We start from the raw sequence: 22,542 nt of genomic DNA on the forward strand, positions 1-22,542 counted from the left end.
CAAATACAGCAAAGTTCTTTTATGATATAAATTTTTGTTTAAATTAAAACAAACCCTCATCCACAAAATTCGGCAGCGTTACTTTCAGGTTCGGTTCTGCTTCCATTGCTCTTTTAATGGCGAAAACAGCGCCTTCATTTCTGGCCCAACTTCTTCTGGAAATTCCGTTGTTTACGTCCCAGAAAAGCATAGATTTCAGTCTTCTGTCGGCTTCTGCACTTCCGTCCAGCAGCATCCCGAAACCACCGTTAATCACTTCGCCCCAGCCTACCCCGCCGCCGTTATGGATAGATACCCATGTAGCGCCACGGAAACTGTCACCAATCACATTATGGATGGCCATATCTGCAGTAAACCTTGAACCGTCATAGATATTGGAAGTCTCCCTGTAAGGCGAATCTGTCCCGGAAACATCATGATGATCTCTTCCCAGAACCACAGGCCCGATTTCCCCGTTCTTAATAGCATTGTTGAACGCTTCGGCGATCTTCATTCTTCCCTCTGCATCGGCATAAAGGATTCTCGCCTGTGAACCTACTACCAGCTTGTTTTCCTGCGCCCCTTTGATCCACTGGATGTTGTCTTTCATCTGCTGCTGGATTTCTTCGGGCGAGTTTTTCACCATCTCCTCCAAAACAGCACAGGCAATATCATCCGTTTTCTGTAAATCTTCCGGCTTTCCGCTGGTACACACCCAACGGAACGGCCCGAAACCGTAATCGAAACACATAGGCCCCATAATATCCTGAACATAGCTCGGATATTTGAATTCTCTTCCAAGGCTTGGATTTTCTGCCATTACATCTGCTCCCGCTCTTGAAGCTTCCAGCAAAAAGGCATTTCCGTAATCGAAGAAATACGTTCCTTTCTGGGTATGCTTATTGATGGCCGCAGCATGTCTTCTTAAAGTTTCCTGAACTTTTTCTTTGAATAATTCAGGCTCTTCAGCCATCATCCTGTTCGATTCCTCAAAGCTTTGCCCAACCGGATAATAACCACCCGCCCACGGATTGTGAAGCGAGGTCTGGTCTGACCCTATATCGATTTTTAAATTCTGTTCATCGAATTTTTCCCAAACCTCAACAATATTTCCGAGGTAAGCCAGGGAAACGGTTTCTTTATTTTCCTGGGCTGTTTTTACTCTTTCTACCAGTTCATCAAGGTTCTCATGAATTTCATTCACCCACTTCTGGTCGTGGCGGATTCTGGTAATTTTAGGATTTACTTCTGCACAAACGGTAACGCAGCCTGCAATATTTCCCGCTTTTGGCTGTGCTCCACTCATTCCTCCTAATCCCGAAGTCACAAAAAGACCTCCTTTAGGCTCTTTTTTTATTTTTCTGAAAGCATTCAGAACCGTAATCGTTGTGCCGTGAACAATGCCCTGAGGCCCTATATACATATAGCTTCCCGCCGTCATCTGCCCATACTGTGTAACGCCCAAAGCATTGAATTTCTCCCAGTCATCCGGCTTGGAATAATTGGGAATCATCATTCCGTTTGTTACTACAACCCTCGGCGCATCTTTGTGAGATGGGAACAATCCCATCGGATGCCCTGAATACATGGTCAGAGTCTGCTCATCTGTCATTTCAGACAGGTATTTCATCGTCAGAAGATACTGGGCCCAGTTTGAAAACACAGCGCCGTTCCCTCCATACGTAATGAGCTCGTGCGGATGTTGTGCCACTGCATAATCCAGGTTATTCTGGATCATCAGCATAATGGCTTTAGCCTGCTCAGATTTTCCCGGATAATCGGAAATAGGTCTGGCTTTCATCTCATAATCCGGACGGAAACGGTACATATAGATTCTCCCGTATTTCTCCAGCTCTTCCCTGAATTCAGGCAGCAATTCTGCATGAAACTTAGGCTCGAAATACCGTAAGGCATTCTTCAGAGCAAGCTTTTTTTCTTCTTCTCCTAAGATTTCTTTACGTTTCGGCGCATGGTTGATATTGGTCTCATAAGGTTTAGGCTGTGGCAGCTGATCCGGAATCCCCTGCTGTATCTGTTCTTGAAATGTCATATGCTATTTAAAGTGCAATGTTTAGAGTGAATGTTTAAAGTTTTAAAGATATTCAAATTAGAAAATATAGGCAAGTAAAAGGAAAGGGCGAAATCATGGAAAAGGTAAAAAGTTAAAATGGTTAATAAAGCAGGTTGTTTGCAAATGATTTGCAGGGTATAAATGCGGGCTGAAACCTTACTTGTAGTGTGGGGAAAGGTTTCCCCTCCTCCGGAGGGGTGGATTTCAAAATTTATGGAATTTTGGAAGACGGGGTTGTCCCGAAATGCTCAATAATAAAACACTCCAGATCCTTCATCACAACATCAATATTCTTCCTCACATCAAAATCAGTAATTCTGAAGATTGTAAGTCCTAAAGATTCCAGATATTCCTGCCGGATTCCATCATATATCTGCTTTTCATCATGGCTTGAGCCGTCAATTTCAATAATCAATCCTAAAGTTTTCACGTAAAAATCTACAATATAGTTTCCTATAATTCTCTGTCTGTCAAAATCTATATTGTGGAAGGTTCTGGCTCGCACTTTTTTCCAGAAAAGAACTTCACCCAGAATTCCTGCCTTACGTTTTTGTTTCAGTAAGATTTTTAAGTGTGGATTATAAGGTATGTTTTCTACAAAGTTCCTATGGATGGGAACCCCGTTGATGTGGGTGAGTATTTCTTTCATTGTTTGTGTTTTTTTAACCACCCCGTCTTCTCCTTTCAGTCGAATCCACCCCTCCAATGGAGGGGAATAATATTCTGCAGAATACAGGTAGTTTTCAAAAATAAAAAACCTCACTGAAAATCAGTAAGGTCACTTTATTATCTGTTGAAATTTATGTCAGGACATCGTCATTTTCCTCTTCGTGGTCATCATCGTTATCACTGAGGCTCCAATAGTTGTTTTCTTCATCCTCAGAGCCTATTTCCTCCATGTCATCGTCATCTTCTATTCCGGGAATATCGAGGCCTTTATCGATCTTATCGTCATCCTCTTCGTTGAGGATAGGATTTCCATCACCGTCAAGCGGAATATGGGGTTCCTTATTGAATATATCTTCATTCGGATTGTAATCCATTTCTTCTAACTTTCTGTTCTGTTCATTGGTATTGTTTTCTGGTGTCATGATATTTTATATTTAGGGTTAATCTGTATGGAACAAAAATAATTCCAAGCTGCTAAGAATTTTCAGAATATACTTCAGGATTGGCACAATAAGGTATTTTATCTCCTTTAGAGAAGGCAATAATATTTTCAGCAGCCATCTTTGCCATTCCTGTCCGTGCTTCCATGGTTGCGGAACCTATATGAGGCAGTACACAGACGTTGGAAAGCTCCAAAAGCGGGCTTTCTTTAGACATAGGTTCAGGATGGGTAACATCCAGGCCTGCTCCCCAGATCTTTTTTGAGATCAATGCCTCATACAGGTCTTTTTCGTTTTGGAAACCACCTCTGGCCGTATTGATGAAAATGGCGTTATCTTTCATTTTTTCAAAAACAGGACCGTTGAATAGATCTTTCTGATCTGGCGTAAAATTCGCATGAATACTTAAGACATCCGATTGCTCAATAAGTTCTTCAAAAGAAACATAAGTGGCTTTTAACTCCTTTTCGGCTTCTTCATTCTGATGTCGGTTGTGATAAATAATGTTCATATCAAAAGCTGCCAGTGATTTTTTAGCCATCTCAAATCCGATCCTTCCCAGCCCCAGTATTCCCAAGGTTTTTCCATACAGTTCCTGTCCTAAGGCATGCATTGGATCAAAATCTCCCCAATTGCCGTCTTTTACTTTCTGGAAATTATAGCTTGCCCTTCTTGCTACGGACTGCATCAGCAGGAATGCAACATCAGAAGTGGCTTTACTGAGTACATCCGGGGTATTTCCTACCGGAATATGTCTGCGGTTTGCTTCTTCAATATCCACATGGTCAAAACCTACGGAATATAAAGCAATTGTTTTTATGCTGGGACACTGATCAAAAAAGTCCTTATCGTATCTAAATTCTCCACCGACACTTAAAATGGCATCGTGATTCTGGCAATAGATCAGCCATTCTTCATGAGAAAGATTCTCATGTTCCGGAATAAAAACTTCAAGCCCTGCTTCTTTCAGCATATGAATGCCCGTTTCCGGAATTCTTCTGTTTACAAATACTTTCATGATCTGTCTGATTTCTTTTGAATTTTCAAATAAAAACCTCACTCCTTTTAAAAGTGAGGTTCTCTAACTTAAGTATTAAAAAATTATTGATCTTTTTTAGAATGGTTCTGGCTTTTATCCCAGGCTTCTGAAGCCATCTCCTGAATTTCTTCCCATACATCTTTTGCCGATTTCTGGGCATGAGCCATAAAGCCCTGCTTGGTAGGTTCCTGATTCTTAGTTTTCATATCATTCATATAATCCTTTACCTGCTGGGTATAGCTTTCAGCATGATATCCGGGATTATTATGCAGATTTTTCTGAATATTACTAAAATCGTGTGATGATTTAAATCTATTCGTATCCATAATAATAAAAATTTAAGTGATTAGGTCTTAAATTGAATTCAATTATTATTCCGAAGAGGTCTTAATTTTTATTAAAATAGAAAAATCAACTTTTAAATTTTTGAGATCTGCTTCAACCTATGATGAATAGAAATTAACCATTAAGATTCTTTTTTAAGTATCCAAGATTATTAAGTTTCCAGCTTTATTTTATAAAGGTCATTTGATTTTCTTAATAATCTTATACCCTTCACTAATCTTAATGGTTAAAAGTATATTATAAAATCTGTGTATTTTACCGTTGGAAATATCCGTTAATGATTGGTATCGCCCAGCATCGGAACAAATTTATAAGCCCCAAATTCTTCCTTTTCGAACTGAGTAGGAGCTGTTTTTGTAAATCTGTATAAAATCTGCTCATCAACAGGTCCCAAAGGAATTACCATTTTTCCGCCTACATTCAATTGTTTCAATAATTCTGTAGGCAGTACAGAAGCTCCGCAGGTAACGATAATCTTATCAAAAGGAGCAAAGGTAGGAAGCCCGGCAAAACCATCGCCGAAGCTCTGAAACTTAGGATTTAAATGCAGTTCCCGAAATTTTTTCTTTGAAAAATCAAAAAGGTCCTTTTGTCGTTCTACAGTATACACCAATGCTTTCATGGCCAATAGAACAGCTGTCTGGTATCCGCATCCTGTTCCTATCTCCAGTACTTTTTCGCCCGGTTTTACCTGGAGCAGTTCAGACTGTTCTGCCACCGTTGAAGGATGGGATATAGTCTGGTGCGATAAGATAGGAAATGCCCGGTCTTCATAGGCAAAATCCTCAAAAATACTTTCAATAAACAGGTGTCTCGGGACTTCACTCATTGCCGAAAGTACATTTTCATCTGAGATTCCTATGTTACGCCTTAAATATTCGACCAGGATCTTTCTTTTCCCTTTATGTACAAACGAATCATGCATCATTAGTAAGATAGTAGTTATTAGGTTGTGAATAGTAGTTCCTACAAAAGTAAAAAAACTATCCATACCGGTCAACCTAAATAGACAACGTGTTTCCTAATACCTAAAATTCTTATCTTTACAAAAATTAAAAAGATCTATGTTAAAAGCAGGTTTGGTAGGTGCCGGACATCTGGGAAAGATTCATTTACGGCTTCTTAACCAGTCAGATAAGTACGAACTGGTAGGTTTCCACGATAAGGATACCGAAAACGGAAAAAAAATAGAAGCTGAATTCGGATATAAATATTTTGAAAATTTTGACGAACTTCTTGAGCAGATCGACATGCTGGATATTGTGACTCCCACAGTCTATCATTATGATTATGCATTAAAAGCTATTGAAAAAGGGCTTCATTTTTTCATTGAAAAGCCGGTCACCCAAACGCTTGAGCAGGCAGAAGAAATCCTTCATAAGTGCCAGGAAAACGGAATAAAGGCCCAGGTCGGGCATGTTGAAAGATATAATCCTGCGTTTATTGCCACTAAGGAATACATCAAGAACCCTATGTTTATCGAAATCCACAGGCTGGCAGAGTTCAATCCGAGAGGAACGGATGTTTCTGTAGTACTGGATCTTATGATTCATGATCTGGATATTTTGTTAAGTATGGCAAAATCTAAGGTTAAAACCATTCATGCAAGCGGTGTATGTGTGGTAAGCAAAACTCCGGATATTGCCAATGCCAGGATTGAATTTGAGAATGGATGCGTTGCGAATCTTACCACCTCCAGAATTTCGATGAAAGCGATGAGAAAAAGCCGCTTTTTCCAGAAAGACGCCTATATTTCCGTAGATTTCCTGGAGAAAAAAGCAGAAGTGATCCGGATGAAAGATGCTCCTGAAAATCCTACTCCATTCGATATGATCATAGAAAATGCTGACGGGGAAAAGAACCAGATTTTATTTGAATATCCTGACATTCAGCCGAATAATGCAATTCTTGATGAACTAAATTCTTTTGCAGACGCCATCACTGACGATAAAAATGTAGAAGTTTCCCTGGAAGATGGGACAGAAGCATTAAAAGTTGCCCTGGAAATTGTAAAACTGATTTCTTAAAAATTTACTTTATATCATAAAAGCAGACTGTCATAATAATGACGGTCTGTTTTTATTTAAGCCTGAGGACCTATCTGCACTTTTACATTTTCAATATAATAGTTAACAACATGTTTTTTGATGCTTTGCAAATAATCAATTTTCATTACATAATTTTAATTTTTTCTGGATTTTTTAAATATATTTGTCTTTCTTAATATCATAATTCTTTAATTTTTTTCCAATAATTTAAATAAATAACTTCCTATGAAAAAAGCCATCCTGTTATCCGCATTTTTATTGTCTCAATTTGGGACATCACAATTGTTAAAAACTGACGGTCAGAAAATAGTTAATGATAAAGGTGAAAATATTCAGCTGAGAGGTTTAGGCCTCGGAGGATGGATGCTTCAGGAAGGATATATGCTGAAAACGGCAGATTTTGCGGGCCCTCAGTATAAAATTAAAGAAAAAATCAGTGAGCTGATCGGTAAGAACGGAATGAAACAGTTCTATAAAGCATACCTTAAAAACGGAATCACCAGAGAGGATATAGATTTCCTGGCAAAATCCGGGTTTAATTCCATAAGGCTGCCGATGCATTATAATCTGTACACTTTGCCTATAGAAAAAGAACCGGTAAAAGGGGAAAATACATGGCTGGAAGAAGGTTTTAAAATGACGGATGATCTTCTGAAATGGTGTGCGGCAAACAAAATGTATCTGATCCTGGATCTTCATGCAGCACCCGGCGGACAGGGAAATGACGTTAATATTTCAGATAATGATAAATCCAAACCATCACTGTGGGAAAGCGTTGAAAACCAGAAAAAGACCATTGCTTTATGGAAAAAACTTGCGGAACGATATAAAGATGAACCGTGGATCGGCGGCTATGATCTGATCAATGAACCTAATATCAACTTCACCGGAAAAAATCCAAATGGTACCGACGAAATGTCAAATGCTCCGTTATGGAAACTGCAGAAAGATATTACCGCCGCCATCCGTGAAACCGATAAAAAGCATATCATTTTTATAGAAGGCAACGGATGGGGTAATAACTATAACGGCCTGATTCCGCTTTGGGACAACAATATGGCATTCAGCTTTCATAAATACTGGAATTATAACAATGATGAAACTATCCAGTCTATTCTCGACCTCAGAAAGAAGCACAATATCCCGATCTGGCTCGGGGAAACCGGTGAAAACTCGAATGTATGGTTTACAGAACTTATCCAGCTGCTCAATAAGCATAATATTGGCTATGCATTCTGGCCGATGAAAAAAATAGATAATATTGCAGGAATCACCAATGTAAAGATTACTCCTGAATATGAAAAACTTCTCAGCTATTGGAAAAACGGAGGTGAAAAACCATCTGAAGATTTTGCAGCAAAAGCACTGATGCAGATCGCTGAAAATTATAAATTCAGCAATGTTGAAATTAAAAATGATGTAATTGACGCCATGTTCAGGCAGGTAACGGATGATTCCACAAAACCATTCAGAAAACATCTGGTCCCGGGAAGGGTATTTGCTTCAGACTATGATTTGGGAAGAATGGGTTCTGCTTATCTGGATAAGGATTTTATTAACCTTTGGGTAAGTGATCCTGCGAAAAGGTCAGAATGGAATTCCGGACAGCAGATGAGAAATGACGGCGTAGATATTTACCTGTGCCATGACAAAGTCACCAATAAATATTATGTAGGAAAAACAAAAACAGGCGAATGGCTGCAGTATACTATTGAAGCAAAGGAAAAACAGGATTATACGTTTGATATACGATATACAGCTGTTAATGATTCCAGAATAAGAATTGAAACAGCTTCCGGAAAAGTTTTAGCAAATGTATCGTTATCATCGAGTGGTGGAAATGATAGCTGGAAAACTGTTTCTGTAAAAAAAATCAGTCTTCAGAAAGGAGAAAATCGTATCAGAGTATTTTTTGAAAATGATGGTGTTAATCTGAATTATTTTGATATAAAACAGTAATTATGTTTTAAATTAAAAACTCCTTTTTATAAGCTAAAAAGGAGTTTTTAATTTACTTTATACTATCAATAATTTTTTTTCTGTGATTTATTCCCCATGCCTGGATATGGCGCAGAAGAGGTTCCAGGGTTTCTCCATATTCTGTAAGTTCATATTCAACAGTTACTGGGACAGTTGCGATTGCTTTTCTCGAAACAAGACCGTTACATTCTAAACTTTTAAGTTCAGAGCTTAGCATTTTGGGAGTAATCTTACCTATATCTTCTAATAAGTCCTTAAATCTTTTTTTTCCTCCACAAAGGCTATAAAGAATGGGAAATTTCCATTTCCCTCCGATAATTTCCAAGGCATCCATTACAGGCTGGACCTGTATTTTATTTTTCATAAGATCCTTTATTAATCAATAACTATATAAAAGTAAACTAATATACAAAAAGTAAACTTATTTCAAAAATAAACTTTTCTATGCAATTTTGTTTCACAAATATTAAAAATTATGAATAACAAAAGATTTTCCACAGAAGACAGTGCTCTATTACTCATTGACCATCAGGTAGGAACTATTAAATTAGCACGGAATATTGATCATGAAGAGATCATAAAAAATACACGCGCTTTGGCACGTACAGCAATAGAAACACAAATGCCACTTGTATTAACTTCCAGTCAGGAAGACCATTTCCAGGGATTGCTTCTGGAAGATCTGCAAAAAATTGCTCCTGAAGATTATCTGAAAAGAATAAAAAGACCCGGAGTTGTCGATGCATGGCTATATCAGCCTTTCAAAGATGCTGTAGAAAAGACGGGCAAAAAACGTCTTATTATGGCGGGTCTTACTAATGATGTATGTATCGTTTATCCTGCAATGAGTGCTTTAGAAGATGGTTACGAAGTACAGGTAGTAGTTGATGCCGGTGGTTCACCTACAACTCTTGCAGATGAAACGTCATTAAGAAGAATGGAAAAAGCAGGTGTAATTCTTACAAGCACAAATCAGGTAATGGCTGAGTTAGCAATGGATTGGGCTTCGGAAAAAGGGAGCAGGATTCAACGTATTATGTATGAAGAGATTCTTAAAAAATATATTGAATCATAGAATTTCAATAGCACTAAATACAACAAAATTATCTTAAATTGCAGCTCCCTTTTAGACTTTAAAAGGGAGTTTTTTAATTGATACATTATGAAAAAAATAGGAATCTTCTTTCTTTTGATCTCTTCACTGGCAGCAGCTCAGAAATCGGCTTTAGAACAAAAAATAAATTCTATTACTAAAGGTAAAAAAGCTACGGTAGGAGTTTCTGTTCTGGGTTTTGAAAATAATTTCAAATTCAGCAAAAATGGGGATAAGCCGCTTCCTACTTTAAGCGTTTTCAAGTTTCATATTGCATGTGCCGTTCTGGATCTTGTAGATCAAGGAAAACTTTCACTGGATCAAAAGATTTTTTTCAAAAAAGAGGATATTCTGGAAAATACATGGTCTCCGATACGCGAAAAATATCCTGAAGCCAATGTTTCCCTTTCTTTGGGTGAAGTATTGGATTATACGGTTGCGTTAAGTGACAATAATGGATGCGATATGCTCCTCAGGCTAATCGGAGGAACAGAAACCGTTCAGAAATTTATGGATTCCAAAGGGGTAAAAGGTTTCCAGATCAAGCATAACGAAGATGACATGCATAAAAACTGGAAAACACAGTACGAAAATTACAGCACTCCTAATTCTGCGGTATTGTTGCTGAAAAAGTTCTATGACGGCAAATTACTTTCCAAAAAATCTACCGATTATCTGATGCAGATCATGATAGGAACCAAAACGGGTACAAATAAAATTGTTGAACAGCTGCCCAAAAATACTCCTGTAGCTCACAAAACCGGTTCTTCCGGAAAGTATGACAATGGCCTTACTGTTGCCGAAAATGATATGGGGATCATCACACTTCCTGATGGAAAGCATTACGCAATTGCCGTATTTGTAAACAATTCGACTGAAACAGATGAAGTGAACTGCAGAATGGTTTCCGATATTTCCAAGGCGGTCTGGGATGATTTTAATAAGTAAAATATTAAGCTTATTTTTAAAGCAGAAAAATTGCTAAAAAATGGTTTCATCACTATTAATGAAAACCAGAGCGATCAGGCCATTAAAAATTTAACTATCTATAAAAAATAAAAGAAAAAAATGATCAAAAACATTGTAGTTATTGGAGCTGGAACCATGGGAAATGGTATTGCGCATACTTTTGCACAAAGCGGATTCAAAGTAAATCTGGTAGATGTATCTCAGGATGCGCTGGACAGAGGATTGAAAACAATTACAACTAACCTTGACAGAATAATTGCAAAGGGAAACCTTACGGAAGAACAGAAAGCTGAAACCTTAGGAAATATCAGCACTTTTACAGAGCTTAAAGAGGCTGCAGGAGATGCAGACCTTATCGTTGAAGCTGCTACTGAAAATCAGGATCTGAAACTAAGGATCTTCGGGCAGATGGACGAACTGGCACCTGCCAGCTGTATTCTCGCTACAAACACCTCCTCTATTTCTATTACAAAGATTGCCGCCGCTACCAAAAGAGCAGATAAGGTGATCGGTATGCATTTCATGAATCCCGTTCCTATCATGAAACTGGTAGAGATCATTAAGGGATATTCCACTTCTCAGGAGACTTTTAATGCTATCTATGAGATGAGTAAAACATTGGGAAAAGTTCCTGTAGAAGTAAATGACTATCCAGGTTTCGTAGCCAACAGAATTCTTATGCCAATGATCAATGAGTCTATTGAAACGCTTTACAACGGAGTGGCCGGAGTAGAGGAAATCGACACGGTAATGAAGCTTGGAATGGCACATCCGATGGGACCTCTTCAATTGGCAGATTTTATCGGTCTTGATATTTGCCTTGCCATCCTGAATGTAATGTATGATGGTTTCAAAAATCCTAAGTATGCTCCGAATCCACTTCTAGTAAACATGGTAATGGCCGGGAAACTGGGCGTGAAGTCCGGTGAAGGCTTCTATGATTATTCTGAAAGCAAAAAAGCTGAAAAAGTTTCAAAAATGTTTTTGAAATAATTTTAAGTCAATAATTTTATTTATCTTTGATTAAAGTTAAAATATAAAAAAATGAAATTACCAAAGTTTTTATTAGCAGACAATTCGGAATTTCCTGAAGATTTATTCGTAGTTCATACAGAATATCCAAGATTTATCTTAAATGTAGAGGAAGAAGAAGTTGAATGGTTGGATGATTTGGAAGGTGACGATGAGGAAACTATGGCAGACGAGGCTACAAAAGTGGTAGAAGCTGCGTTTAAATGGTGCGATGAAGAGTTGGCTAAGTACGACGAAGAAGAGGAAGAATAATAACTACCTAAACATAAAAAAAGGAACTCGATCGAGTTCCTTTTATTTTATTCCGCTTTATTGAATTTCAACAGCAGCAGATTGTCTTTGTAAAGTTCTAAGGTTGTTCCGGAAACAACATATTTATTAGCTTTTCCTACCATATCCATAAAATTCTGCTCAACGCTCATATTGTTGCACATCATTTTTGTAGATCCCATTTGTCCGGCAGAAAAATCACCTGTAGAAGGGTCTATTTTAGCCGTTCCGAAATAGTTGTTACATCCTCCGTTTCCATTGATCTTTTCACCTTCGATATTAAGGGTCGGAACTTTTCCTTTCACATTATCTGCCAAAGTCCATTTTGTATTGGCCAATGATGGCTGGGCCTTTCCTACTTTAGAGGCAGAAGCACTGGACATTGTTCCGCACGACGCCAGGATAGCAGCCGCACCTATACTTAAAAAAAGATTTTTCATTTTTTTCTTTTTGATTTACTCAAATTTAAGGAAATTATATTATTTAAACGGTTTGTGGAAGATTTTATTACTTTTTTAAGAACTCTAATTTTTGAATTTAGGGTTATTTTTATTTTTTAGTTAGCATCAAATGATTTGGAAAGCATGATCCTATTGAATTTTTCTGTAAAATATTTGTTGCTCTCTTGTAGACTAAGCAGATTTTTTCTGTAAAATTTTGGATAAATATATAGCATCTTCAAATCTGGAAATAAAAAAACGGACTTTTTCAAGTCCGTTTTTTTATAATTCTTATCTTTTTATTAAGATCTCAATTCTGCGTTATATTCTTTCTGGAATGCTTTGATCAGAGAATCCATTACTTCAGAAATTTCTTTTTCTTCCAGCGTTTTCTCCTCATTTAGCAGTTCAAAGCTCATTGCATAGGATTTCTTTCCTTCCGGAAGGTTCTTTCCTTCATATACATCGAATAAGTTGATCCCTTTGATGAAAGGGGATTTATTCTTTTTCGCGGTCTGATAAAGGTCCTGATAATTGATATTCTTATCAATCAATAAGGCAAGGTCCCTTCTGATTTTATTGAATTTAGGAATATCCCTGAACTTAAGCACGGTTGCAGAGCGTAATTGCTGAGCCAGTTCCAATTCGATTTCTGCATAGAAACAAGCCTGATCTATGTCGAAATCCTTTAATAAAACCGGAGCTACTTTTCCGATTCTCACTAAAGTTTTACCGCCTGCTTCATAAGCCAATGCATCAGAGAATCTTTCATCTGTTAAAGCAACCTCTTTATAATCTACTCCAAGTCTTTCCAATAAAACTTTCACATAAGCTTTAAGGTTATAGAAGCTTACTGCAGATTTAGGCTGTAGCCAGTTTTCGGCAACATCTCTCCCTGTAACAAGGATCGCAAGCTGCTTTCTTTCTTCGTATTTTTCTTTTTTATGGTAAATCTTTCCGAATTCAAAGAACTTGATATCCTGATTCTTTCGGTTGATATTATACACTGCATTCTGAAGAAGCCCTTCCAACAGAGATTTTCTCATGAAGGCAAGATCTCCGCTCAATGGATTCAGCAGTTTTACAGCATCCGTTTCATCCTTTACGAAAGTAAGTGAATTATTCATTGCTTCATGAAAGCCAAGGCTCTGCAATGTTCTTGCCCAGTTGTTTTCAAGTTCATCCTGATCATTAGCACTTAGCTTTACAGGTGTAAAAGATATTTTCTGCGGAGCATCAATCTTATTGTAACCGTAAATTCTCAGGATTTCTTCAATAACATCGATTTCTCTTGTTACATCGGCTCTGTAGGCCGGTACAGATATTTCAAGCCCGTTCTGAATTTCATTTAAAACCTGGATTTCAAGAGATTTTAAGATTTCCTTTACCTTTTCTCTGTGAATTTTTGTTCCAAGGATCTGTTCGATTCTTGAAAACCTGATGATTACATAATTGTCCTCAATTTTCTTTGGATATTCTTCCAACAGATCTCCTGCCAGTTTTCCGCCCGCAATCTCCTGAATCATTTTGATGGCATGGGTAATGGCAGTTCTGGTCATATTAGGGTCTACTCCTCTTTCGAATCTGAAGGAAGCATCGGTATTCAGTCCGTGGAATTTGGCTCCTTTTCTTACCGCTACCGGGTTGAAATAAGCACTTTCCAGGAATATGGTTTTTGTTTCATCAGAAACTCCTGAATCTGCTCCACCGAAAACACCCGCAATACACATCGGGTTATCTTTTCCATCTTTAATCATTACTTCAGAACCGTTTAAAGTTCTTTCAACCCCATCCAGGGTGGTGAATTTAGTCCCTTCTTTTACGGTCCCTACCTTCACTTTACTGCCGGTAATCTTATCTGCATCAAATGCGTGAAGAGGCTGTCCGTACCCGTGAAGAATATAATTGGTAATATCTACAATATTGTTGATTGGGCTTAAACCGATTGCTTTTAATCTGGCCTTTAACCATGCCGGAGATTCAGCTATTTTCACGTCTTCGATAACGGCTCCGATATATCTTGGACACAGATCTGCATTTTCCACTTCCAGAGTGAAATTGTGTGAACCTTCACCGTTTACTGCTTCAGAAGATACTTTTTCAAACGTTGATTTCTGCTGGTTGGTCGAAAGGAAAGCATGAAGATCTCTGGCAACGCCGTAATGGGACATGGCATCCGTTCTGTTGGGAGTCAAACCAATCTCGATCACTTCATCGTTGGTCAATTCAAAATAGTCTGCAAAATTCTTTCCCACTTCATATTTGGTTTCATCCAAAACCATAATTCCGCCGTGATCTTCGCTAAGGCCAAGCTCATCTTCTGCACAGATCATCCCCTGAGAAACCTCACTTCTGATCTTTGCTTCCTTGATCTCGAAAAAGCTTCCGGTTTTATCATAAATTTTAGTTCCAACAACAGCTACAGGAACAGTCTGCCCGGCTTCAACATTGGGAGCTCCGCAAACGATATTTAATATTTTACCATTCCCTACATCAACTGTTGTTTTCTTTAGTTTGTCTGCATTCGGATGTTTTTCGCAGGTCAGTACCTTTCCTACTACAATACCTTCCAGGCTGCCTTTTACACTTTCAAATTTTTCAATCCCCTCTACTTCAAGACCTATATCTGTAAGGAATTCTCCGATCCTTTCCGTTTTCAGTTCCGTTTTGATAAAGTCTTTCAGCCAGTTGTTTGATATTTTCATTTGCTATATTTTGAAAAAATTATTGAATTTCCGTATCGGTTTTCCTGTACGGTTTTTTCCCGTACAAATGTCGTGTTTTTTTAAGAAATAGAGAAATTTAGGGAGGATTTTAAAACAAATACTTTCTTATCCGTTTTCGGTCTATTTTGATGTATTTTTTATATGAAAACATACAAACATATTGCATTATTTTCAGAATTTTTAGGCTTTTGTCAAAATAAATTTCTAAAATTCCTTTATATGATATAAATAAAAAAGAGACTGAAAATTCAGTCTCTTATAGTTGATGTATTTTAAATATTATAATCCGATTACCGGCATTGATAACATTAAGATATTTTCACTTTCTTCAAGACCGTCAAGAGGCTCAATGATTCCAGGCCTGTTAGGTTGAGACATTTTCATGGTAATATCATCAGAACCTAAAATCGTAAGCATTTCCGTTAAGAATTTCGAGCTGAAACCAATATTGATATCTTCCCCGTTATAATCACAAGGGATCTGCATATCTGCTTTGTTTGCATATTCCGTATCTTCTGCATGAAGGTGAAGAATGTTTGCAGACAGCTTAAATCTAACCTGGTTGGTAGATTTGTTAGACATGATCGATGCTCTCTTGATTGCTCCTAAAAGAAGGTTTCTGTTGATCGTCAGTACATTTGGATTTTCTTTTGGAATTACAGCCGTATAATTAGGATATTTCCCATCTATCAGTCTACAGATCCATACATGTTTTCCAAAAGTAAATTTGGCCATATTCTCATTAAAGTCGATGGTAACATCTTCGTTGGAACTTGCCAGAATATTTTTGAAAATATTCAAAGGTTTTTTAGGCATGATGAATTCCATTGGCTCGGCATTCATCAGGTCTGTTCTTTTATATACAACCAGTCTGTGGGAATCGGTAGAAACAAAATTGGTTTCATTCTCTCCGAACTGGAATAATACTCCTGTCATTACCGGACGAAGAGAGTCATTACTGGTAGCAAAAAGAGTATTCGTCAATGCTTCAGATAAAACTCCGGCAGGCATTGTTACGCTTTGGGACGCATCAAACTCCGGCAGCTCGGGGTAATCATCGGCATTATCCAATGCTACAGCAAAGTTGTCTTTTTCATCTAAAATTTCAAGCTGGCTTCCGGTTCCTTCTGCGTTATCTTTTACAACAAAGGTTAAAGGCTGTTCACCATACGTCTTGATAAAATCCTGAAAAATTTTAGCAGGAACGGCAAATTTACCCGAATCATCGGACTTTACCTCCAGAGAAGTAACAAGAGTAGTCTCGCCATCAGATGCTGTAATGGTAACGTTATTTCCGTCTAATTCAAAAAGATAGTTTTCTAAAATCGGTCTCGATTGAGAGCTTGATATTACGCCACTTACAGTTTGCAATGCTTTCTGCAGTTCACCACTTGAAATAATAAATTTCATAGATTTAAAAATAAGTTTCTACAAATATAATAAATAGAAACTATAATGAAAAAAATAATCTTAAGGAGTTTTGAACAAATATCGTTAAGCTGTTTTCAGGCTTGATTTATGACCAGAATTTCCTGTGAATTATTCATTCCAAACTAAAAATCTGATGCTTATTTATTCATTGGCGGGTGAAAACACGATATCGATATTTCACTTCCATCAAAATACAAATCCTATCTTTGCTAAAAATAAGCTATGCAAAAGCCGCCTATTCACAGAAGTTTTTTAAACGCTTTCCGCGGTGTTTTCCTGATGCTGAAAACAGAGAGAAATTTCCAGATCGAGGTGGCCGCTTTTTTTATTAATCTGATGCTGATCTTTTATTTTAAACTTTCAGCAGTTGATACTGTATTAATTCTTATGGCTTCAGCAGGCGTTTTAAGTGCTGAAATTTTCAATACCGCGATTGAAAGGATATGTGATATCATTCAGCCTGATTTTGATAAAAGAATTGGCTTTATTAAGGATATTTCTGCGGGAGCGGTCCTTTTGATGACGATTGCATCAATTATTACAGGAATAATTGTTTACTGGAAGTATATTTTCCAATAAAAAAGCACTCCCTAAGGAATGCTTATATTTTTAAGAACAGTATTTATCCCAGGACTCTGAGGTCATACAGCCATCAAATTTTGCACAGTAAGAAATATATGGCGGCGTGCTGCAATATCCGTTTTCGTCTGTCGGATAAATGATCAAGGATGGGCCTATTCCTCCTTTTACGTTTTTCAGTTCCTGTCTTTTTAGTTTTTTTAGATTTTTCATAATGTTTCTTGAATTTGTAAGCATAAAACTAACAAATAAAATCAATATTTCACCTTATTAAGATAAATTTATTTTCCAATATAAATAAACCCAGATTTCCCTGACTTGAAAACCGTTTCTATTCTTCTATAATCTTCCACTTCATATTCATCGGCCTGCAGAATTTCCTGATCTGTAACCTGAAAAAGGATTCCTTCCACCTCATCTTCAGTATTTCCTGAAAATTCTAAAATGGGATGGTACTGCTGATTGCTTTTACGTAAAACTTCGGGATCTGTGATCTCTACGCTGCCCAGTTTATACCCCGTAAGAATGTCTTTTTCACCCTCCAGAATTCTGCCGAATGTTTCAATCTGAACCTGTTCTTTCTGCAAGGTTCCATAGGAAAACAGATAAGCCATTACAAATATTTTTCTATGATGGGTATTGCCGTTTCAGCCATTATTCCGTAGCCTTTTTCGTTGGGATGTACACCATCGTCAGAAAGCAGGATTTCTTTGTCTTCTAAAACAGCCGTATAAAAATCAACATAATGCAGGGAGCGCTCAGAAGCAGTATCTTTCAGAATCTGGTTATAAACCAGGATTTCTTCATTGGTCCTTAACTTTCCCGCCGCGCTTTCTATTCCATCTATCTTTTGAGAAACGGGAAGAATGTTGACCAGATAAATATCATGGGCATATTGTTTTGCATGATGAACTGCTTCGTTGATGTTACTCCTGAACTGATCAGGATTTACCATATGAACTCCACCTTTTTTAGCAAGGTCATTGGCTCCGTAAGCAATAAATATAATATTTCCTTCCGCTGAATTTCTGGCTGCCAGTTCATAAGGCATTCTTTTCAATAACCCTTCTGTAGTCTCACCACCGATTCCAAGGTTAAAAAGGATCAGCTCATTCTTTCCTTCATGAAACTGCTGCAAGGCATATCTTTTAAGAATATCTACCCAGCCTCCGAATACTCCGTCATATTCTCCATACGTGATGCTGTCTCCGAAGAACAGCCCGTAAATCATTTTTTTCATTAAATAATTGCGTTGCTTGTTATTGTAATCAATGGCATTAAAATCAATCCAAAATTAACACAATATTTTTATGCGATTCTATAATTTCAACTAAAATTTCAAAAAGGGTCTGCCCTTTTCCTGAAGTCAGATCATCCAGTTTTTGCTGTATCAATTGGATATTGAAAGGTTTTCCCTGCCTGATCTTGTTTTCGTAAAAATCACGGGTTGCTTCAAAACCGAGTTCCTTTTTTGATTTTTGGGATTCTTTCCAGATGATTTCTAATTCTTCTCCGTTCCCGAATACTCCAAAACCGCCATACAGAATATCATCGAAGCCATCCAGAGTCCCCACTTTCCAGTCAGTATCTTTCATCAGCACTGAAGAAACCTCATCGTAGAACTCCTCCAGATTTGAAAAGTGACCGCCATTAATGACGGTCACTTTTCTGTTATTTTTATTTGAAGTATTCCACTCCATTTTTGAATATATTGTGATAATTTGCGGTCGGTATGTTTTTCATTAACCCTTCTGCAAAACGTTCCGGGTGTCCCATTCTACCGAAAATTTTCCCGTCCGGACTGGTAACACCTTCAATTCCGAACAATGAATTATTAGGGTTGAACGGCATTCCGTGAGCAATATTTCCTTCTAAATCCAAATACTGCGTTGCAATCTGTCCGTTTTCATACAACTTTTGGATTTCAGCTTCCGAAGCCATAAAACGACCTTCACCATGAGAAATCGGAATGGTGAAGACATGATCTTTCATTCCTTTTAACCAAGGTGATTCATCATTCACTACTTTTACATTCACCATCTGTGAAATGTGCCTTCTGATGGCATTGTGAGCCAATGTAGGGGAATTTTCATCCAGATCCTTGATTCTTCCGTAAGGTAATAATCCAGATTTAACCAACGCCTGGAAACCGTTACAGATTCCGATAATCATTCCGTCTCTGTCTAATAATTCATGAACTGCATTTCTCATTTTTTCGTTCTTTAAAACGTTGACAATGAATTTTGCAGAACCATCCGGCTCGTCACCTGCAGAGAAACCTCCTGAGAATGCCAGAATCTGAGAAGTCTTAATTTCTTCTACCCACGCATCAATACTTTCATCCAATAACTGATGGTTGATATTGATCAAAGGTAAACTGCTGATTACAGCTCCTTCTTTTGCGAAAGCGTTCAAGGTATCGTACTCACAGTTTGTTCCAGGGAAAACCGGTGCGAATACTTTCGGCTGAGCGATTCCGTGTTTTTTAATGATGATATTTCTCGGGTTGATTGAGTTTAATTTCTCATCGATTTCAACCGTCATTTTTTCTTTTTCTATCGTTGGGAAAAGATTCTCAAACGTATTGGTATTGGCTGCTAAAAGTTTATTGATCGCTATTGGTTGTTGGTTGATCGTTAAAACTTCATCCGTAACCACTTTTCCGATTAACTGAAGATTTGCAGAATTTAATTCTTCTTTAGATTCGATGATTAAGCTTCCGATATTTTTAGCTAATAAAGCATCTTCTGCAACCGTAATTTCAGCACCTAATCTGTTTCCGAAGCTCATTTTTGCCAAAGCAACTGCCACTCCTCCTTCTTTCACCGTTTTCACGGAAACGATTTTTCCGGTTTTGATGTTTTCGAAAATGAATTCATAAATTCCTTTCAAAGCATCATAATTCGGAAGTCCGTTTTCCTGAGCGATATGATTGAAGAAATATATTTTGTTTCCTGCATTTTTAAATTCAGGAGAGATAATGTTTTTCTTTTCTCCGTTAGCACAAGCGAAAGAAATCAACGTTGGCGGAACATTCAGATCCTGATACGTTCCACTCATTGAATCCTTACCACCGATTGCAGCTAGTCCAAAGTTAATCTGAGCATCATAAGCTCCCAATAAAGATGCTAAAGGTTTTCCCCATTTTTCAGGATTCTGACCTAATTTTTCAAAATATTCCTGGAAACTGAATCTGATATTTTTGTAATCGCCACCCATTGCAACGATTTTTGCCACACTTTCCACAACGGCGTAAGAAGCTCCCAACAAAGAATTCTGCTTAGAAATCTCTGCATCAAATCCCCAACTCGCTAAAGAAACGGTTTCAATATCCTTTGCCCCGATGATCGGCAATGTCTGAACACTTCCTTCCATCAAAGTCTGCTGATATTTCCCACCTAAAGGCATTGCAACCGTAGTTGCACCGATCGATGAATCGAACATTTCAAGCAATCCTTTTTGAGAAGCTACGTTTTTATCGCCTAAAATTTTAAGGAAGTTCTCTTCGTTGAATGCAGGAGTTTCTTCTTTTACTTCATTAAGGTGAGTAATTTTAACCTCCTGACTTTTTGAACAACCGTTCGTATCTAGAAACGCTCTTGAAAGATCAACAATTTTATCGCCTTTCCAGAACATCTGCATTCTTCCTGAATCTGTCACTTTTGCCACCTCAACCGCTACAATGTTTTCAGCTTCACAGAATTTAATAAACTGTTCTTTATCTTTTGGTTCAACCACAACTGCCATTCTCTCCTGAGATTCCGAAATGGCTAGTTCAGTTCCATTTAAACCTTCGTATTTTAATGGTAAAACGTCAAGATTCACTTCTAAGGAATCAGCAATTTCACCGATTGCGACAGAAACACCTCCTGCACCGAAGTCATTAGATTTTTTTATCAGTCTCGTTACTTCAGGATTTCTGAACAATCTCTGGATTTTTCTTTCTTCAACCGCATTTCCTTTCTGAACTTCAGAGCTCATGGTATGGATTGAGGTTTCGTCCTGTTCTTTTGAACTTCCGCTTGCTCCTCCAACTCCGTCACGACCTGTTGCACCACCTAAAATGATGATAGAATCGCCATTTTCAGGCTTTTCACGTCTTACCCAATCCACAGGAACGGCTCCGGCGACGAAACCGACTTCCATTCTTTTTGCTTTGTAGCCTTCGTCGTAGATTTCGGAAACCATTGTAGTTGCCAAACCGATTTGGTTACCGTAAGAAGAATATCCGTTCGCAGCCTGTTTTGTAATGGTTTTTTGTGGTAATTTGCCAGGTAAAGTTTTATCAACAGATTCCAATACATCAGCAGCACCCGTTAATCTCATCGCCTGAAAAACGAAAGATCTTCCGGATAAAGGATCTCTGATGGCTCCTCCCAAACATGTTGAAGCCCCACCAAAAGGTTCAATTTCTGTCGGGTGATTATGCGTTTCATTTTTGAACAATAAATACCACGGTTCTTTTTTACCGTCGTATTCAGCTTCGATCTGGATGGTACAAGCGTTGATTTCATCAGAAACCACCAAGTTCTCTAAATTACCTGTTTTATGGAAATATCTTGCGCATACTGTGGCAAGATCCATTAAAGAAATAGGTTTCAGTTCGCGGCCTAAGAATTTTCTTTTTTCGATATAGTCATTGAAAATCGTTTCCAATGTATGTTTGAAATCTCCTTCAAACTGAATATCTGACAACTGTGTTTCAAAAGTGGTGTGACGACAATGATCACTCCAGTACGTGTCTAGAACTTTCAGTTCGGTTTCCGTAGGATTTCTCTGTTCAGATTTAAAATATTCCTGAATGAATTTCAAATCATCCAAACCTAATGCAAAACCGTGCTTATTAAAGAATTCTTCAAGCTGAGCATCATCAAAATTGATGAAGTTTTCGTGAACAATAACTTTTGATGGTGTTTCTTCTGCAGGAATATCTAAAATTGATAAATCTTTTTCCTGAGATTCTACTTTATTGATCAAAAGGTCTTTAATTTTTGCCAGATCAGATTCTGAAACGCCTTCAAATTCGATCAATTTACCACTTCTTACTTTAGATTTTTCATTTTCGGTGAGTAATGCGATACATTGCTGTGCGGAATCTGCACGCTGGTCATATTGCCCCGGTAAAAACTCCATCGCGAAATGGATTGTTTTTGCAGGATTCTCTGTGTGCAAAATATCGGTAACGGGATCTACAAAAGTACTGTTGACTACTTTTTCGAATTCTCCATCATTTAACCCGAAAATATCGTAAACATTATATACTTTTACGTTTTGGATAGACGGAACGACCGCTTTTACTTCATCAAAAATTTTTGGACTTTCAACATCGAAAATTCCTCTTTTTTCTACGAAAATTCTTTTGTTATTAGACATTAGATGTCAGATTTTTAATATTAGATTTATTTTTCTTTTTACTTTTCAGAATCGATAC

At 37.6% G+C, this 22,542-nt stretch carries 22 protein-coding genes; 7 read left to right on the forward strand and 15 right to left on the reverse strand.

Annotation, left to right across the window (positions count from 1 at the left end; genetic code table 11):
- Positions 1–43: 43 nt before the first annotated feature.
- From BUB03_RS01930 to BUB03_RS01955, 6 genes are all read right to left on the reverse strand, one after another.
- The gene (locus BUB03_RS01930; RefSeq protein ID WP_073059877.1) at positions 44–2,029 is read right to left on the reverse strand and encodes a urocanate hydratase; all 1,986 of its coding nucleotides are present in this window, start codon (positions 2,027–2,029) and stop codon (positions 44–46) included.
- Positions 2,030–2,261: 232 nt separating this feature from the next.
- A complete protein-coding gene (locus BUB03_RS01935) occupies positions 2,262–2,699 on the reverse strand; it encodes an endonuclease domain-containing protein (RefSeq protein ID WP_073061263.1) in 438 nt (145 codons plus the stop codon).
- A gap of 151 nt (positions 2,700–2,850) precedes the next feature.
- Positions 2,851–3,141, reverse strand: a complete 291-nt coding sequence (locus BUB03_RS01940) for a hypothetical protein (protein ID WP_040994387.1) — start codon at positions 3,139–3,141, stop codon at positions 2,851–2,853.
- Between the two features lie 52 nt (positions 3,142–3,193).
- Positions 3,194–4,177 carry a 2-hydroxyacid dehydrogenase gene (locus BUB03_RS01945; protein WP_040995369.1) on the reverse strand — a complete coding sequence of 328 codons (984 nt, stop codon included), beginning with the start codon at positions 4,175–4,177 and terminating at the stop codon, positions 3,194–3,196.
- A gap of 83 nt (positions 4,178–4,260) precedes the next feature.
- Positions 4,261–4,524, reverse strand: coding sequence for a hypothetical protein (locus BUB03_RS01950; protein ID WP_040994385.1), 264 nt, complete (start codon positions 4,522–4,524; stop codon positions 4,261–4,263).
- A 293-nt stretch (positions 4,525–4,817) separates the two neighbouring features.
- Entirely contained in the window at positions 4,818–5,468 is a 651-nt protein-coding gene (locus BUB03_RS01955) for a protein-L-isoaspartate(D-aspartate) O-methyltransferase (protein ID WP_040994383.1), read from the reverse strand.
- Between the two features lie 139 nt (positions 5,469–5,607).
- Between BUB03_RS01955 and BUB03_RS01960 the strand changes: the two genes are divergently transcribed.
- Entirely contained in the window at positions 5,608–6,570 is a 963-nt protein-coding gene (locus tag BUB03_RS01960; protein ID WP_073059879.1) for a Gfo/Idh/MocA family protein, read from the forward strand.
- Positions 6,571–6,816: 246 nt separating this feature from the next.
- Positions 6,817–8,550, forward strand: coding sequence for a cellulase family glycosylhydrolase (locus tag BUB03_RS01965; protein ID WP_073059880.1), 1,734 nt, complete (start codon positions 6,817–6,819; stop codon positions 8,548–8,550).
- A gap of 52 nt (positions 8,551–8,602) precedes the next feature.
- On the opposite strand, the gene BUB03_RS01970 is transcribed toward BUB03_RS01965, so the two are convergent.
- The gene (locus tag BUB03_RS01970) at positions 8,603–8,935 is read right to left on the reverse strand and encodes a winged helix-turn-helix transcriptional regulator (RefSeq protein WP_042278980.1); all 333 of its coding nucleotides are present in this window, start codon (positions 8,933–8,935) and stop codon (positions 8,603–8,605) included.
- Between the two features lie 111 nt (positions 8,936–9,046).
- Between BUB03_RS01970 and BUB03_RS01975 the strand changes: the two genes are divergently transcribed.
- The 4 genes from BUB03_RS01975 to BUB03_RS01990 all read left to right on the forward strand — a co-directional run bounded on the left by BUB03_RS01975 (position 9,047) and on the right by BUB03_RS01990 (position 11,917).
- Complete coding sequence (locus BUB03_RS01975) at positions 9,047–9,646, forward strand: isochorismatase family protein (protein ID WP_073059882.1); 600 nt, start codon at positions 9,047–9,049, stop codon at positions 9,644–9,646.
- 87 nt (positions 9,647–9,733) lie between these two features.
- Positions 9,734–10,612 carry a CGA/CIA family class A beta-lactamase gene (bla-A, locus tag BUB03_RS01980; protein WP_040994373.1) on the forward strand — a complete coding sequence of 293 codons (879 nt, stop codon included), beginning with the start codon at positions 9,734–9,736 and terminating at the stop codon, positions 10,610–10,612.
- A gap of 123 nt (positions 10,613–10,735) precedes the next feature.
- Positions 10,736–11,626 carry a 3-hydroxybutyryl-CoA dehydrogenase gene (locus tag BUB03_RS01985; RefSeq protein WP_175547487.1) on the forward strand — a complete coding sequence of 297 codons (891 nt, stop codon included), beginning with the start codon at positions 10,736–10,738 and terminating at the stop codon, positions 11,624–11,626.
- 51 nt (positions 11,627–11,677) lie between these two features.
- Positions 11,678–11,917 (forward strand): hypothetical protein, encoded by a 240-nt coding sequence (locus BUB03_RS01990; protein WP_007845674.1) that lies wholly within the window; start codon positions 11,678–11,680, stop codon positions 11,915–11,917.
- Positions 11,918–11,964: 47 nt separating this feature from the next.
- Here BUB03_RS01990 and BUB03_RS01995 read toward each other — a convergent pair whose 3' ends face one another.
- From BUB03_RS01995 to dnaN, 3 genes are all read right to left on the reverse strand, one after another.
- Positions 11,965–12,375, reverse strand: coding sequence for an META domain-containing protein (locus BUB03_RS01995; protein ID WP_040994367.1), 411 nt, complete (start codon positions 12,373–12,375; stop codon positions 11,965–11,967).
- A gap of 302 nt (positions 12,376–12,677) precedes the next feature.
- Positions 12,678–15,080, reverse strand: coding sequence for a phenylalanine--tRNA ligase subunit beta (gene pheT / locus BUB03_RS02000; RefSeq protein WP_073059886.1), 2,403 nt, complete (start codon positions 15,078–15,080; stop codon positions 12,678–12,680).
- Positions 15,081–15,380: 300 nt separating this feature from the next.
- The gene (gene dnaN, locus BUB03_RS02005; RefSeq protein WP_040994363.1) at positions 15,381–16,511 is read right to left on the reverse strand and encodes a DNA polymerase III subunit beta; all 1,131 of its coding nucleotides are present in this window, start codon (positions 16,509–16,511) and stop codon (positions 15,381–15,383) included.
- A 243-nt stretch (positions 16,512–16,754) separates the two neighbouring features.
- Between dnaN and BUB03_RS02010 the strand changes: the two genes are divergently transcribed.
- Complete coding sequence (locus BUB03_RS02010) at positions 16,755–17,111, forward strand: diacylglycerol kinase (RefSeq protein WP_073059888.1); 357 nt, start codon at positions 16,755–16,757, stop codon at positions 17,109–17,111.
- 30 nt (positions 17,112–17,141) lie between these two features.
- Here the strand turns inward: BUB03_RS02010 and BUB03_RS02015 are convergent, their stop codons facing one another.
- The 5 genes from BUB03_RS02015 to BUB03_RS02035 all read right to left on the reverse strand — a co-directional run bounded on the left by BUB03_RS02015 (position 17,142) and on the right by BUB03_RS02035 (position 22,484).
- Positions 17,142–17,324 carry a bacteriocin-like protein gene (locus BUB03_RS02015; RefSeq protein ID WP_139258743.1) on the reverse strand — a complete coding sequence of 61 codons (183 nt, stop codon included), beginning with the start codon at positions 17,322–17,324 and terminating at the stop codon, positions 17,142–17,144.
- 68 nt (positions 17,325–17,392) lie between these two features.
- Entirely contained in the window at positions 17,393–17,725 is a 333-nt protein-coding gene (locus BUB03_RS02020; protein WP_073059889.1) for a gamma-glutamylcyclotransferase family protein, read from the reverse strand.
- A complete protein-coding gene (locus tag BUB03_RS02025; protein WP_083538854.1) occupies positions 17,725–18,351 on the reverse strand; it encodes an SGNH/GDSL hydrolase family protein in 627 nt (208 codons plus the stop codon). The genes BUB03_RS02020 and BUB03_RS02025 overlap by 1 nt, the downstream gene beginning before the upstream one ends.
- Before the next feature lie 43 nt (positions 18,352–18,394).
- Complete coding sequence (locus BUB03_RS02030) at positions 18,395–18,811, reverse strand: ribonuclease inhibitor (RefSeq protein WP_042278975.1); 417 nt, start codon at positions 18,809–18,811, stop codon at positions 18,395–18,397.
- Complete coding sequence (locus BUB03_RS02035) at positions 18,789–22,484, reverse strand: phosphoribosylformylglycinamidine synthase (RefSeq protein ID WP_073059891.1); 3,696 nt, start codon at positions 22,482–22,484, stop codon at positions 18,789–18,791. Before BUB03_RS02035 ends, BUB03_RS02030 begins: the two co-directional genes overlap by 23 nt.
- Positions 22,485–22,542: the final 58 nt, after the last annotated feature.

It is taken from the genome of Chryseobacterium oranimense (genome assembly GCF_900129755.1).
GTDB classification, from domain to species: Bacteria; Bacteroidota; Bacteroidia; order Flavobacteriales; family Weeksellaceae; genus Chryseobacterium; species Chryseobacterium oranimense.

Bases quoted from the DNA above. Each gene is read 5' to 3' on its own strand.
- pheT (WP_073059886.1), bottom strand. From the start codon at position 15,080: ATGAAAATATCAAACAACTGGCTGAAAGACTTTATCAAAACGGAACTG.
- BUB03_RS01975 (WP_073059882.1), top strand. From the start codon at position 9,047: ATGAATAACAAAAGATTTTCCACAGAAGACAGTGCTCTATTACTCATT.
- BUB03_RS01950 (WP_040994385.1), bottom strand. From the start codon at position 4,524: ATGGATACGAATAGATTTAAATCATCACACGATTTTAGTAATATTCAG.
- BUB03_RS02025 (WP_083538854.1), bottom strand. From the start codon at position 18,351: ATGAAAAAAATGATTTACGGGCTGTTCTTCGGAGACAGCATCACGTAT.
- BUB03_RS02030 (WP_042278975.1), bottom strand. From the start codon at position 18,811: ATGGAGTGGAATACTTCAAATAAAAATAACAGAAAAGTGACCGTCATT.
- BUB03_RS01955 (WP_040994383.1), bottom strand. From the start codon at position 5,468: ATGCATGATTCGTTTGTACATAAAGGGAAAAGAAAGATCCTGGTCGAA.
- BUB03_RS01960 (WP_073059879.1), top strand. From the start codon at position 5,608: ATGTTAAAAGCAGGTTTGGTAGGTGCCGGACATCTGGGAAAGATTCAT.
- BUB03_RS02020 (WP_073059889.1), bottom strand. From the start codon at position 17,725: ATGGCTTATCTGTTTTCCTATGGAACCTTGCAGAAAGAACAGGTTCAG.
- BUB03_RS01965 (WP_073059880.1), top strand. From the start codon at position 6,817: ATGAAAAAAGCCATCCTGTTATCCGCATTTTTATTGTCTCAATTTGGG.
- BUB03_RS01930 (WP_073059877.1), bottom strand. From the start codon at position 2,029: ATGACATTTCAAGAACAGATACAGCAGGGGATTCCGGATCAGCTGCCA.
- bla-A (WP_040994373.1), top strand. From the start codon at position 9,734: ATGAAAAAAATAGGAATCTTCTTTCTTTTGATCTCTTCACTGGCAGCA.
- BUB03_RS02010 (WP_073059888.1), top strand. From the start codon at position 16,755: ATGCAAAAGCCGCCTATTCACAGAAGTTTTTTAAACGCTTTCCGCGGT.
- dnaN (WP_040994363.1), bottom strand. From the start codon at position 16,511: ATGAAATTTATTATTTCAAGTGGTGAACTGCAGAAAGCATTGCAAACT.
- BUB03_RS01935 (WP_073061263.1), bottom strand. From the start codon at position 2,699: ATGAAAGAAATACTCACCCACATCAACGGGGTTCCCATCCATAGGAAC.
- BUB03_RS01970 (WP_042278980.1), bottom strand. From the start codon at position 8,935: ATGAAAAATAAAATACAGGTCCAGCCTGTAATGGATGCCTTGGAAATT.
- BUB03_RS01945 (WP_040995369.1), bottom strand. From the start codon at position 4,177: ATGAAAGTATTTGTAAACAGAAGAATTCCGGAAACGGGCATTCATATG.
- BUB03_RS02035 (WP_073059891.1), bottom strand. From the start codon at position 22,484: ATGTCTAATAACAAAAGAATTTTCGTAGAAAAAAGAGGAATTTTCGAT.
- BUB03_RS01940 (WP_040994387.1), bottom strand. From the start codon at position 3,141: ATGACACCAGAAAACAATACCAATGAACAGAACAGAAAGTTAGAAGAA.
- BUB03_RS02015 (WP_139258743.1), bottom strand. From the start codon at position 17,324: ATGAAAAATCTAAAAAAACTAAAAAGACAGGAACTGAAAAACGTAAAA.
- BUB03_RS01990 (WP_007845674.1), top strand. From the start codon at position 11,678: ATGAAATTACCAAAGTTTTTATTAGCAGACAATTCGGAATTTCCTGAA.
- BUB03_RS01995 (WP_040994367.1), bottom strand. From the start codon at position 12,375: ATGAAAAATCTTTTTTTAAGTATAGGTGCGGCTGCTATCCTGGCGTCG.